This is a genomic window from Ovoidimarina sediminis, from assembly GCF_032586175.1.
In the GTDB taxonomy this organism is placed as follows: domain Bacteria; phylum Pseudomonadota; class Alphaproteobacteria; order Rhodobacterales; family Rhodobacteraceae; genus Ovoidimarina; species Ovoidimarina sediminis.
Window position 1 is genome coordinate 78,110 of record NZ_JAWHTE010000005.1, and the last position, 13,113, is coordinate 91,222.

Annotated in this window: 11 protein-coding genes; 9 read left to right on the forward strand and 2 right to left on the reverse strand. The window is 67.2% G+C overall.

Annotation, left to right across the window (positions count from 1 at the left end; genetic code table 11):
- The first annotated feature begins 230 nt into the window (after positions 1-230).
- Complete coding sequence (gene dnaE, locus RXV90_RS07920) at positions 231-3,734, forward strand: DNA polymerase III subunit alpha (RefSeq protein WP_316647996.1); 3,504 nt, start codon at positions 231-233, stop codon at positions 3,732-3,734.
- Positions 3,735-3,837: 103 nt separating this feature from the next.
- Here dnaE and RXV90_RS07925 read toward each other — a convergent pair whose 3' ends face one another.
- Both RXV90_RS07925 and RXV90_RS07930 read right to left on the reverse strand, forming a co-directional pair.
- A complete protein-coding gene (locus RXV90_RS07925; protein WP_316647997.1) occupies positions 3,838-4,914 on the reverse strand; it encodes an AbrB family transcriptional regulator in 1,077 nt (358 codons plus the stop codon).
- The gene (locus RXV90_RS07930; protein WP_316647998.1) at positions 4,908-5,111 is read right to left on the reverse strand and encodes a SlyX family protein; all 204 of its coding nucleotides are present in this window, start codon (positions 5,109-5,111) and stop codon (positions 4,908-4,910) included. The genes RXV90_RS07925 and RXV90_RS07930 overlap by 7 nt, the downstream gene beginning before the upstream one ends.
- Before the next feature lie 111 nt (positions 5,112-5,222).
- Here RXV90_RS07930 and hisS point away from each other — a divergent pair, with 111 nt between their 5' ends.
- The 8 genes from hisS (at position 5,223) to upp (ending at position 13,059) form a co-directional block, all read left to right on the forward strand.
- Positions 5,223-6,725 carry a histidine--tRNA ligase gene (gene hisS, locus RXV90_RS07935; protein ID WP_316647999.1) on the forward strand — a complete coding sequence of 501 codons (1,503 nt, stop codon included), beginning with the start codon at positions 5,223-5,225 and terminating at the stop codon, positions 6,723-6,725.
- Positions 6,725-7,780: an ATP phosphoribosyltransferase regulatory subunit gene (locus tag RXV90_RS07940; RefSeq protein WP_316648000.1), complete on the forward strand. Its 1,056-nt coding sequence runs from the start codon at positions 6,725-6,727 to the stop codon at positions 7,778-7,780. Before hisS ends, RXV90_RS07940 begins: the two co-directional genes overlap by 1 nt.
- Positions 7,777-8,466 carry an ATP phosphoribosyltransferase gene (gene hisG / locus RXV90_RS07945; protein ID WP_316648001.1) on the forward strand — a complete coding sequence of 230 codons (690 nt, stop codon included), beginning with the start codon at positions 7,777-7,779 and terminating at the stop codon, positions 8,464-8,466. The genes RXV90_RS07940 and hisG overlap by 4 nt, the downstream gene beginning before the upstream one ends.
- Positions 8,467-8,542: 76 nt before the next feature.
- Entirely contained in the window at positions 8,543-8,935 is a 393-nt protein-coding gene (gene cdd, locus RXV90_RS07950; RefSeq protein ID WP_316648002.1) for a cytidine deaminase, read from the forward strand.
- Positions 8,935-10,236, forward strand: coding sequence for a thymidine phosphorylase (locus RXV90_RS07955; RefSeq protein ID WP_316648003.1), 1,302 nt, complete (start codon positions 8,935-8,937; stop codon positions 10,234-10,236). The genes cdd and RXV90_RS07955 overlap by 1 nt, the downstream gene beginning before the upstream one ends.
- Positions 10,236-11,444, forward strand: coding sequence for a phosphopentomutase (locus RXV90_RS07960; RefSeq protein WP_316648004.1), 1,209 nt, complete (start codon positions 10,236-10,238; stop codon positions 11,442-11,444). Before RXV90_RS07955 ends, RXV90_RS07960 begins: the two co-directional genes overlap by 1 nt.
- Positions 11,441-12,427, forward strand: a complete 987-nt coding sequence (locus tag RXV90_RS07965) for an adenosine deaminase (RefSeq protein WP_316648005.1) — start codon at positions 11,441-11,443, stop codon at positions 12,425-12,427. The genes RXV90_RS07960 and RXV90_RS07965 overlap by 4 nt, the downstream gene beginning before the upstream one ends.
- The gene (upp, locus tag RXV90_RS07970; RefSeq protein WP_316648006.1) at positions 12,424-13,059 is read left to right on the forward strand and encodes a uracil phosphoribosyltransferase; all 636 of its coding nucleotides are present in this window, start codon (positions 12,424-12,426) and stop codon (positions 13,057-13,059) included. The genes RXV90_RS07965 and upp overlap by 4 nt, the downstream gene beginning before the upstream one ends.
- The last annotated feature ends 54 nt before the right edge of the window (positions 13,060-13,113 follow it).

Here is a 13,113-nt window from a genome sequence, read left to right on the forward strand (position 1 = left end):
GCAAGCCCGGCGATGCCTTGGCGCCCCGCAGGTGCTTCAAGTTTCGCTTGATAATTCAGCAAATGCTGTGTCGTTCAGCAGCCTGGGAACCGTCTCCGGCGGGAGTATTTCGGCCAAGATGAAAGGGCCCCAGTCTTCATTTAGGCAAAATTACTCATGATCCGACATCGGCCCTCCCTCGGGCCGATTTGGGGCTTTTCGCCGGACGGGCCGCAACATATCGTCAGTCCATGTCCGAGACGCCGCGATTCATTCATCTTCGCCTTCACACAGAATATTCCCTCCTCGAAGGGGCAGTGCGGCTGAAGAAACTGCCCGCGCTCTGCCGTGCGGCAGGGATGCCCGCGGTCGCGGTGACGGATACCAACAACATGTTCGCCGCGCTTGAGTTTTCCGTCGCGGCGATCGGCGAAGGGATCCAGCCGATCGTCGGCTGCCAGGTCGATCTGGGCTTCCGCGCGGCCCTTCCGGGCCAGAAGGAGACACCGCCGGCGCCGCTCGTCCTCATCGCGCAGAACGAAACCGGATACGGCAATCTTCTCAAGCTCAATTCCGAGCTCTACCTCGATACCGAGCGCGCCGTGCCGCATGTAACGCTCGAAGAGCTTGCGGTCCATGCCGAAGGCCTCATCTGCCTCACCGGCGGCCCAGACGGCCCCATGGGCCGGCTTCTCCGGTCCGGCGCGCAGGCCGAAGCGGAAGCGCTTCTCGATACGCTCGAGGCCGCCTTCGGCGACCGGCTTTACATCGAGCTGCAGCGCCACCCTGGCGAAGACGGCCAGCCCCCCGAGGCCGAACGCCTCACCGAACGCGGCTTCGTCGAACTGGCCTATGCCCGCGACATTCCGCTTGTTGCCACGAATGACGTCTATTTTCCGAAAGCCGACATGTACGAGGCCCACGATGCGCTGATCTGCATCGCAGAGGGCGCCTATGTCGACCAGCAGGAACCGCGCCGGCGTCTGACCCCGCAACACTATTTCAAGACGCCTGCCGAGATGGCCGCGCTCTTCGCCGATCTGCCCGAGGCGATCGCGAACACGGTGGAAATCGCCCGCCGCTGCGCCTTCGCGGCGTCCCGCCACGATCCTATCCTGCCGCGCTTCGCCGACGACGAGGTCGAGGAACTGCGCCGCCAGGCCCGCGACGGGCTTGCCGCGCGCCTGGCCGTCATCCCCCATGCCGCGCCCGTCGAGGACTACGAGAAACGCCTCGATTTCGAGCTTGGCATCATCGAGGGTATGGGCTTTCCCGGTTACTTCCTGATCGTCGCCGATTTCATCAAATGGGCGAAGGAGCATGACATACCCGTGGGCCCCGGCCGGGGCTCTGGCGCGGGCAGCCTCGTGGCCTACGCGCTCACGATCACCGATCTCGATCCCCTGCGTTATTCGCTGCTGTTCGAGCGGTTCCTCAATCCCGAACGCGTCTCGATGCCCGATTTCGACATCGATTTCTGCATGGACCGCCGCGAAGAGGTGATCCGCTACGTGCAGGAGAAATACGGCCGCGACCGGGTGGGCCAGATCATCACCTTCGGCGCGCTTCTGTCGAAGGCCGCAGTGCGCGACGTGGGCCGCGTGTTGCAGATGCCCTATGGCCAGGTCGACCGGCTGTCGAAGATGATCCCGGTCGAGGGGGTGAAACCCGTCTCGATCGAAAAGGCGCTGGCGCAGGAAGAGCGGCTTCGCGCCGAGGCAAAGGCCGAAGAGGTGGTCGACCGGCTTCTGACCTACGGCCAGCAGGTGGAAGGGCTTCTGAGAAACGCTTCGACACACGCCGCGGGTGTGGTGATCGGCGACCGGCCGCTCGATGCCCTGGTGCCGCTCTACCGCGATCCGCGTTCGGATATGCCGGCCACCCAGTTCAACATGAAATGGGTGGAACAGGCGGGGCTCGTGAAGTTCGATTTCCTGGGCTTGAAGACACTCACAGTGATCCAGAACGCCGTCAGCCTGATCCTGGGCCAGGGCCGCGATCTGAATGTCGCGCCCGATGGCACGACACTCTACGAACCCGCCGACGGGGCAGTGAACGATATCGGGGCGATCCCGCTCGACGACGAAAGGACCTACGAGCTTTACGCCAAGGCCCGCACGGTCGCGGTATTCCAGGTGGAAAGCTCGGGCATGATGGATGCGCTCCGCCGCATGAAGCCCACCTGCATCGAGGATATCGTGGCGCTCGTCGCGCTCTACCGCCCCGGCCCGATGGAGAACATCCCGAAATACTGCGAGGTGAAGAACGGGCTGCGCGAGCGCGAATCGATCCACCCCTCGATCGACCACATCCTCGACGAAACCCAGGGCATCATCGTCTACCAGGAACAGGTGATGCAGATCGCGCAGGACATGGCGGGTTACAGCCTCGGCGGGGCCGACCTGCTGCGCCGTGCGATGGGCAAGAAGATCCAGGAGGCGATGGACGCCGAACGCCCGAAATTCCTCGAAGGGGCGGCGAAGAACGGGGTCGACCGCGACAGGGCGATGGAGGTGTGGAACCTCCTCGACAAGTTCGCCAATTACGGCTTCAACAAATCCCACGCCGCGGCCTATGCCGTCGTCAGCTACCAGACCGCCTGGCTCAAGGCGAACCATCCGGTGGAGTTCATGGCGGGCGTCATGAACTGCGATATCCACCTGACCGACAAGCTTGCGGTCTATGCCGAAGAGGTTCGCCGCGGCCTCGGGATCGAGATCGTGCCGCCCTGCGTCAATCGCTCCGAGGCGACGTTCAGCGTGGCGGAGGGCAAGATCGTCTATGCGCTAGGGGCACTCAAGAACGTGGGCGCGGATGCAATGCGCCTTCTGACGGAGGGGCGCGGGGAGAAACCCTTCGCTACACTCTTCGATCTCGCCCGCCGGGTCGATCTGAAGCGGATCGGTAAGCGACCCCTCGAGATGCTGGCCCGCGCCGGCGCCTTCGACCAGCTCGATCCGAACCGGCGGCGGGTGTTTCAGTCGCTCGACGCGCTCGTGGCCTATTCCGCCGCGATCCACGAACAGCGCGGGTCGAACCAGGTTTCGCTCTTCGGCGATGCGGGCGATGATCTGCCCGAGCCGCGGCTCTCGCCGGTCGACGACTGGCTGCCGAACGAGCGGCTGGCAGAGGAGCATATGGGGGTCGGCTTCTACCTCTCCGGCCACCCGCTCGACGATTACATGGCGCCCCTGAAGCGGAAGGACGTGCTGACCCTGGCCGAGGTCGAGGAGCGCGCCGCCCGTGGGCCCTTCGTCGCGAAGCTCGCCGGGGCGGTCTCGGGCCGGCAGGAACGCAAATCGGCGCGCGGCAACCGGTTCGCCTTCGTGCAGCTTTCCGATCCGTCCGGGCTTTACGAGGTCACGGTGTTTTCCGACACGCTGGAGACGGCGAGGGATCTCCTGGAGCCGGGGCGGAACGTGGTTCTGTCCGTCGAAGCCACGATGGAGGCGGAGCAGCTGAAGTTGCTCGCGCGCTCGGCGGTCTCGGTCGACGACGTGGTGGCCGATGCGGGCCAGACCGGGCTCAAGGTCTATCTCGACCTCGAAGAGGCGGTCGGCGCGGTCGCGGCGCTCCTCGAACGGGTGCAGTCGGAACTGAGCAGCCGGGGCAGGGGGCCGGTGGAACTTTGCCTAACCGCACCCGATCTGCCGGGAGAGGTGGAGATGGCGCTTCCGGGCACCTGGCCCGTGACCCCGCAGATTAAGAGCGCGCTCAAGTCGCTACCGGGCGTGGTGACGGTGGAGGAGGTTTAGGGTAGGCTCGCCGCCTGCGGCGGCGATCCGGAGGGGGCGCTGCCCCCCCCGCCGCGCGGCCCGCGCGGCTCCCCCCGGAGTACTTCTGCCAAAATGAAAGGGATCAGCCCTGTGCGCCGCCTTTAAGGATCCGCGCGGCGAGGAACCGGGCCGTGAAGACCGCGACGAGGATCCTCAGCACGTGGTGCGCGGTGACATAGATCACGCTGATCTCAAGCGACAGCGCCACAAGCGACATCTCCACCAGCCCGCCCGGGGCGAAGGCCAGAAGCACCGCCTGCCAGCTCTCGCCGACGATACCGTGCAAGCTGGCGGCAAAGCCCGCGCCGAGGAGAAGCGTTGCCGCCACCGTCATCGCCGCGATCCTGAGCCCGCTCAGAAGCACGCCCGCCCCGCGCCCTGCGAACCGCGCCCCCAGCGAGGCGCCGATCACCATCTGCGTGAGGTCGATAAGCCAGACGGGTGGCCCCGCCGTCACCCAGCCGAAAAGATGCACGAGGCCGGAGGCGATGATCGGCCCCGTCACGATCGCCGCGGGCAGGTTGATCCGCTGGCCCGCGAGCGCCCCTACCGCCCCCGCCAGAATCAGGATCCCCCAGTCGAGCGCCGTCAGCGTGCCGTGCCCCAACACCGCGCCTGCCGCACTTCCCACCGCTGCGCCTGTGGCGATAGCGAAGGCCAAGGGGATCAGCACGATCGAGTAAATGAGCCGCATGAACTGCATCACCGAGAGAAGGGCGATATCCGCCCCCGCTTCTTCGCCCAGCGTGATCGCCTCGATGAAGCCCCCGGGCATCGTGCCGTAGAACGCGGTGACCCGGTCGACCCCCGCCGCGCAGCGGGCGATCCAGAAGCTTATGGCATGGGCAAGCGGCACGAAGACGGCGAGCCCCAGCAGCGTCGGCCACCAGCGCGCCGCCTCGCGCAGCACATCGGGGGTAAACGCCGCGCCGATCGCCACCCCGATCACCGGCACGAAATACATTCGCACCGTTTGCGGCAACGCCAGCGGCGCACCGAAGACGCGCAGCCCCAGGATCGCCGCTGTCCCGGTCACCAGAAGCGCACCCAGCAGAAACGGCAGCGGCAGGCCCATCCGCTTCGCCACCCAGCCCCCCGCCCAGGCCGCCAGAAGCGTGGCGGCGATAGCCAGAACCTCGCGCCGCCCGAGGCCTACCAATGGGGCGGCCGCTCGTCGCGAAAGACGGCGCCCTCGCCGCCCGCTTCGCGTTCCGCCTCCCGCGCCGCAAGCTGGCGGGCAAGCGCGGTCAGGCGTCGGATCTCCCGATCCTGCATGGCCACGACCTCCGACAGGTCGTCGACCGCACGCTCCAGATGAGCCAGCCGTTCTTCCAGACGTACGAGATCGGGTTTCATACCCCGCGAGTTACAGGAAGCCGCGCGGCTCGAAAAGATCTTCCCGCCTTGCCCCTCTGCCGCCTGCGGGCTAGACCCGCGCGCGACTGTGACACTGGCGGAACATGACCCATGGCCAAGGCCAAGAAAACCCCGCGCCCCAAGGCCGAAACCCCGAAAGGGTTTCGCGACTATTTCGGCGCCGAAGTCACCGAACGGCAGGAGATGCTGGCGGAGATCGCACGGATCTACCGCCTGTACGGCTTCGAGCCGCTGGAAAGCTCGGCGGTGGAGACGGTGGAGGCGCTGGGCAAGTTCCTGCCCGATGTCGACCGCCCGAACGAAGGGGTCTTCGCCTGGCAGGAGGATGGCGACGGCGACTGGCTGGCCTTGCGCTATGACCTGACGGCGCCGCTCGCGCGGGTCTACGCCCAGCACCGGAACGATCTGCCGACGCCCTACCGGCGCTATGCGATGGGGCCGGTCTGGCGGAACGAAAAGCCGGGGCCTGGGCGGTTTCGGCAGTTTTATCAGTGTGATGCGGATACGGTGGGGACGGCGAGCGTGGCGGCGGACGCAGAGATCTGCGCGATGCTGTCGGATACGCTTGAGGCGCTGGGCATTCCGCGCGGCGATTACATCGTGCGGGTGAATAACCGCAAGGTTCTGAACGGCGTGATGGAGGTTGCGGGCCTTCTCGATCCGTCCGATCCGGACGCCCATGGCCGGGAGCGTGGCATCGTTCTTCGTGCCATCGACAAACTCGACCGGCTCGGCCGCATAGGCGTGCGCGACCTTCTCGGCGCTGGCCGGAAGGATGAGAGCGGGGATTTCACCGAAGGCGCGGGGCTGTCGGAGACGCAGGCCGATGTCGTCATGGGGTTCATGGAAGCCAAGGGCGCCGACGCCGCAACGACGATTAACGCGCTGCGCGGGCTCGTCGCCTCTTCGGTGATTGGTGGAGAAGGGGTGGACGAACTTGAGGCAATCGGCGCAAACCTTGCCGCGCAGGGTTACGGAACCGATCAGGTCGATATCGACCCCTCCGTTGTCCGCGGCCTAGGCTACTATACCGGCCCCGTCTTCGAAGCCGAACTCACCTTCGAGATCACCGACGAGAAGGGCCGCCCGCGCCAGTTCGGCTCGGTCGCCGGCGGGGGCCGCTACGACGATCTTGTCAAGCGCTTCACCGGCCAGGCCGTGCCTGCCACCGGCATCTCCATCGGGGTTGACCGCCTCCTCGCCGCGCTCCGCGCCAAGGGACGGATCGGGGGGGAGCCGGAAGGCCCCGTTGTTGTCACCGTGATGGATCGCGACCGGATGGCCGAGTATCAGGCGATGGCGGCCGAACTGCGCGCCGCGGGCATCCGGGCCGAGGTTTACCTCGGGAACCCCAAGAACTTCGGCAACCAGCTCAAATACGCCGACCGGCGCGGCAGCCCGGCGGCGGTGATCGAAGGCGCCGACGAAAAGGCCAACGGTATCGTCCAGGTGAAAGACCTGATCCTCGGCGCCGAGATCGCCAAGAACGCCGATCTCGAGGAATGGCAGTCGCGCCCCTCGCAGTACGAAGTGCCGCGCGGCGATCTTGTCGCCAAGGTCCGCGAGATCCTGAACGCCCACGGGCGCGGCTGATGACAGAGAAGCTGGAGGTCAAGGCACTCGCCGCCGATATCCTGGCGGCGTTCGAGGCGGCGGGCGCCACGCGCGTCGATGCCGATATCCTCCTGCCTGCCGAAACGCTTCTCGATCTTTACGGCGAAGACATCCGCGCCCGTGCCTTCGTCACCTCCGATCCCTTGCGGGGGGAGGCGATGCTCCGCCCCGATTTCACGGTACCGGTGGTTCAGCGCCACCTTGCGGGCGGGAACGGGGCTGCGCGCTACGCCTACGCGGGCGAGGTGTTCCGCATGCAGGCCGAAGGCTCCGACCGGCCCGCCGAATACATGCAGGTGGGGTTCGAACGCTTCGGGGGCGATCCGGCGGAGGCAGAGGCAGAGGTTTTCGCTCTCTTCCACGCCCATCTCGCCCCGCGCGGGCTTCTGCCGGTGATGGGCGATATCGGGCTCCTCCGCAGCGCGGTTCAGGGGCTTTCGACGAACGACCGGCGCAAGGCCGCGCTGCTCCGGCACCTCTGGCGCCCCCGCCGGTTCCGCGATCTGGTGGAACGCTTCCGCGTCCCAGCCCCGGGCCCGGTCTCCTACGGCAATGCCGACAGCCCCGAAATCGGGCTCAGAACCCGCGCTGATGTTCTGGCGCGCCTGAACGCGCTGGAAGAGGAACGCCGCGAACCGCCCCTTCCCGCCGCCGAGGCCGATGCGCTCGACGCGCTTCTGGAGCTTTCGGGCCGGGCGGCGGATGTGGTGCCCCGGCTTCGCGATATCGCCGTCGACCTCCCGGCCCTTGGCGCGGCGGTGGATAGGGTCGAGGCCCGGCTTGCCGCTCTTGCGACCGACGGGATCGACGCACCGGGCCTGCCCTTCGAGGCCAGCTTCGGCCGCACCTCGATGGAATACTACGATGGCTTCGTCTTCGGCTTTACTCACCCGGGCCGCCCCGATCTTCCGGCGGCGGCGACGGGCGGGCGCTACGATGCGCTGACCCGTGCACTCGGTGGAGGCGATGCCAGCCCTGCGGTGGGGGGTGTCATCCGCCCCGGCCTTCTCGTCGAACTGGAGGGCGCGCAATGACCCTCCGCCTCGGAATTCCGTCCAAGGGGCGGCTCATGGAGAAAACATTCGACTGGTTCCGCGCTCGCGGCATCGCCATGGAAGGCGCGGGCCGGGAATACGTGGCGGAAGCGGGGATCGACGGGCTCGAACTCGTCCTCCTCTCCGCCGGAGAAATCCCCCGCGAACTCGCCGCTGGCCGCATCGAGCTTGGCGTCACGGGCATGGATATGGTGCGCGAAAAGCTGGGCGACTGGCAGGCCCGCGTGCGCGAGGTCGCGCCGCTCGGCTTCGGCCAGGCCGATCTCGTTCTCGCCGTACCGGATTTCTGGACGGATGTGGGCACGCTCCACGATCTCGACGCCGCCGCCGCCGCCTTCCGCGCCGCCCACGGCCAGCGCCTGCGCATCGCCACCAAGTATCATCGGCTGGTACGCGAATTCCTGACCGCGAATGGGGTGGCAGACTATCTCCTGATCGACAGCCAGGGCGCCACCGAAGGCACGGTGCGCAACCTCACCGCCGAGGCCATCGCCGATATCACTTCGACAGGTGAGACCTTGCGCGCCAACCACCTCCGACCGCTCGAGGACGGCACGATCCTGAAAAGCCAGGCCGCGCTCTACCGAACCCACCGGATTGGCTGGACCGCCGAGATGCGCGAAACCTGGGCCGCCCTTTCCGAACGGCTCGGCGTCGGCGACTAGAGCCGGAATTGCTCTGGCCCGCCCTTGCCTTTGCCCCCTCCACGGGAGAAGACAGGGAGGTAAGGAGACGAGGCCCATGTCACTCATCGACGCCGCCCGGGCCGTGCGCGAGAACGCGCACGCCCCCTACTCGAACTTCAAGGTCGGTGCCGCGATCCGAACGGCAAGCGGCAAGGTGTTCACCGGCTGCAATGTCGAAAACGTGGCCTATCCCGAAGGCACCTGCGCCGAAGCGGGCGCCATCGCCGCCATGGTCGCCGCCGGGGAGCGTGAGATCGCCGAGGTCGCCGTCATTGCCGACAGCCCCGATCCCGTTTCGCCCTGCGGCGGATGCCGCCAAAAGATCGCCGAATTCGCAGGCGGCGCTGTGCCCGTCACGCTGGCCAATATGGACGGCGTCACGCTGAGCTATACGGTGGCCGAACTGCTGCCGGGCGCCTTCGACAAAAGCCACATGGACGCCCCCTGATGGACGCCCGCCGGATCATCCGCAGCCTGCGGGAGGGCGAGGCCCTTCCGGCGGAGGATCTGGCCTGGTTCGCCCGGGGCCTCGCCGACGGCACCGTCACTGATGCCCAGGCCGGGGCCTTCGCCATGGCCGTCTGCCTCAAGGGGCTCGGGCAGGAGGGCCGCGTCGCCCTCACCACCGCCATGCGCGACAGCGGTCACCGGCTTGGATGGGATCTGCCCGGCCCCGTGGTCGACAAGCATTCGACAGGAGGCTTGGGCGATTGCGTCTCCCTCCTCCTTGCGCCAATGCTCGCGGCGTCTGGCGTTTGCAACCCGATGATTTCGGGCCGCGGCCTTGGCCATACCGGCGGAACGCTCGACAAGCTCGAGGCGATTCCCGGCCTCTCGACCGAAGTACCGGAAGATCGCTTCCGAGCCCTCGTTGCCGATATCGGCTGTGCCATCGTCGCGGCCTCGGCCGACATGGCCCCGGCCGATCGCCGCCTCTACGCGATCCGCGATGTCACCTCGACGGTCGAAAGCATCGATCTCATCACTGCGTCGATTCTGTCGAAGAAACTCGCCGCCGGGCTCGATTGCCTGATCCTCGATGTGAAGGTGGGCACCGGCGCCTTCATGGAAACGATGGCAGAGGCAGAAGCGCTGGCCGAAAGCCTCGTCGATACGGCGAACGGCGCGGGCTGCCGGACGGCGGCGCTCATTACCGATATGGATCAGCCCCTTGCCCCGGCCTTGGGCAATGCGCTCGAAGTCGCGGTGGTGATGGAGGTCTTTACCGGCGCCGCTACCCACGCCCGCCTCACCGATCTCACGATCCGCCTCGGATCAGAGCTTCTGGCGCTTGCGGGTTTCGGCACCCTGCCGGAATGCGAAAGCCAGATGCGTGCCACGCTTTCCGACGGCCGTGCGGCAGAGATCTTCGGGCGCATGGTCGCGGCCCTCGGCGGGCCTGCTGACTTCCTCGAAACTTGGGGCCAAGCGCTGCCCTCGGCGCCGGTCATTTGCGACGTGCCCGCGCCTGAGGCTGGCGCCGTCAGCCGGATCGACGGTCGTGCGCTGGGCGAGGCCGTGGTGCATCTGGGTGGCGGGCGTCTGAGGGGCGGCGACCGGATTGATCCCGCCGTCGGCCTTTCGGGCACCGCGGCCCTCGGCCAGCGGCTCGAGGCGGGCGCGCCGCTCGCCACGATCCATGCCGCCGATGCGGAGGCCGCCCACGCCGCGGCCGCCACCGTCCTCGCGGCCTACGAGATCGGCGATGCCGCCGCCCCGCCCGCTCTTGTTCGCCGGAGGATCGCCTGATGGCCCGCGCCTTTCTCGTCGTGATGGATTCCGTGGGCTGCGGCGGCGCGCCGGACGCCGACCGGTTCTTCAATGCGGGCACCCCCGACACCGGTGCGAACACGCTTGCCCACATTGCCCAGGCCTCCGCCCGGGGCGAGGCCGAAGAAGGCCGCTCTGGCCCCCTCCGCCTGCCCCATCTCGATGCCTTGGGCCTCGGTGCCGCAATCCGCCTCGCCTCGGGCGACGCCACGCCGGGCCTTGACGCAGCGCCGGAAGGGCTTTGGGGCGCGGCCACCGAAACCTCGAACGGCAAGGACACTCCCTCGGGCCACTGGGAACTGGCGGGCGTCCCCGTACCCTGGGACTGGTATTATTTTCCCAAGACGGAACCGGCCTTCCCGCCCGATATCACCGCCGAGGTCTGCCGCCTCGCGGGCACCGACGGCATCCTCGGCAACCGCCACGCCTCCGGCACGCTCATCATCGAAGAAGAGGGCGCCCAGCACATGACGACGGGCTGGCCGATCTGCTACACCTCGGTCGACAGCGTGTTCCAGATTGCCGCCCATGAAGAGGTGTTCGGGCTCGACCGTCTCCTCGCTCTCTGCCGCGATCTTGCCCCCACGCTGCACGCGATGAAGGTCGGCCGCGTCATCGCCCGGCCCTTCGTCGGCGAACCGGGCGATTTCCGGCGCACCCCCCACCGCAAGGATTTCGCCATCGCACCGCCGTCGCCCACGCTCTGCGACTGGGCCCTGGGCGAGGGCCGCGCCGTGCACGCCATCGGCAAGATCGGCGATATCTTCTCCATGCGGGGCATCACCGATGTTCAGAAAGGGGCCGACGCCGATCTGATGGATGATCTCGCCCGCGCGGTCGGCGCCGCCGCCGACGGCAGCCTCACCTTCGCAAATTTCGTCGAGTTCGATTCCGTCTACGGCCACCGCCGCGACGTCTCGGGCTATGCCCGCGCCCTCGAATGGTTCGACACGTGCCTGCCACGCCTTTTCGGCGCAATGCGCCCTGGTGATCTGATGCTTTTCACCGCCGACCACGGCAATGATCCCACCTGGATTGGCACCGATCACACGCGCGAACGCGTGCCGGTGGTGGCCCGGGGCGTCGGTGCGCGCGAGGCGGGCCTCATCGGCTTCACCGATGTCGCCGCTACCGTCGCCGCCCATCTCGGCCTTTCCGAACGCGGCGCAGGGAGGAGCGTGCTGTGAGCCTTTCCGCCCTCCCTAAGCTCGAACTCCACCTTCACCTTGAAGGCGCGGCCCCGCCGGCCTTCATCCGGGACCTTGCGGCGGAAAAACACGTCGATCTCTCGGGCATCTTCGCGGAAGGCGGCGCGTACAGCTACACTGATTTCTGGCATTTCCTGAAAGTCTACGAGGCAGCCACCAGCGTGCTCACAACGCCCGAGGATTACGCCCGCCTTACCCGCGCAGTCCTCGCCGAAAGCGCGGCCCATGGCGTCGTTTATTCCGAAACCTTCCTCTCCCCCGATTTCTGCGGCGGGCGCGATCCGGCGGCCTGGGCGGAGTATCTCGCCGCGATCCGCGAGGCGGCTGAGGCCGCCGAACGCGATGATGGCATCACGCTTCGCGGCATCGTCACCTGCATCCGCCATTTCGGCCCCGACAAGGCGAAGGAAACCGCCGTCGCCGCGGCGGAAACGGCGGGCGACTGGCTCGTGGGGTTCGGCATGGCGGGCGACGAAAGGGCCGGTGAACCGGCCGATTTCGCCTGGGCCTTCGATTGCGCCCGCGAAGCCGGGCTCCGGCTCACCACTCATGCCGGCGAATGGCGTGGCGCCGAACACGTGCGCGCCTCGCTCGATGCGCTCCGGCCTGAACGCGTCGGTCACGGCGTCCGTGCCATCGAAGACCCGGCCCTCGTCGACCGTCTCGCCGAAGACGGCATCGTGCTCGAGGTCTGCCCCGGCTCCAACGTCACCCTCGGCGTCTACCCGTCTTGGCAGGCCCACCCGATCGACCGGCTCCGCGAAAGCGGTGTGCCGGTCACCGTCTCCACCGACGATCCGCCCTTCTTCCATACCACCATGTCCCGGGAATACGAGATGCTGAATCGTAACTTCGGCTGGGACGAGGAGGCCTTCAAAGAGCTCAACAGGATCACCCTCGACGCGGCCTTCTGCACGCCCGAGACCAAAACCCGCATCGCTAAGACACTGGAACCTTCATGACTGCAGACCACCTCACGATCGTCAATCACCCCCTCGTGCAGCACAAGTTAACGCTGATGCGCGATCAGGCCACGCCCACGGCCGTCTTCCGCCAGCTCCTGCGCGAAATCAGCCACCTTCTCGCCTACGAGGTGACGCGCAACCTGCCGATGACGACGAAACAGGTGGAAACGCCGCTCGAAACGATGGAGGCGCCGACGCTCGCAGGTCGCAAGCTCGCCCTCGTCTCGATCCTGCGCGCGGGCAACGGGCTCCTCGACGGGATGCTCGATCTCATCCCTTCGGCGCGCGTGGGCTTCGTCGGGCTCTACCGTGACGAGGAAACGCTGCAACCGGTGCAATACTACTACAAGGTGCCCGAGCGGCTCGACGAGCGCGTGGTGATCGCGGTCGATCCGATGCTTGCAACCGGAAACTCCTCGGCCGCCGCCGTCAGCCTTCTGAAGGAATCGGGCGCCACCGACATCCGGTTCCTCTGCCTCCTCGCCGCCCCAGAAGGTGTGCAGCACATGAAAGAGGCGCACCCGGATGTGCCGATTGTCACCGCCGCCCTGGACAAGAGGCTTAATGAAAAGGGCTACATCGTCCCGGGCCTCGGCGACGCGGGCGACCGGATGTACGGCACGAAATAACCGCCCTCTTCATTTTGGCGAGAAATACTCCGGGGGGCCGACCGGAGGGAGGCG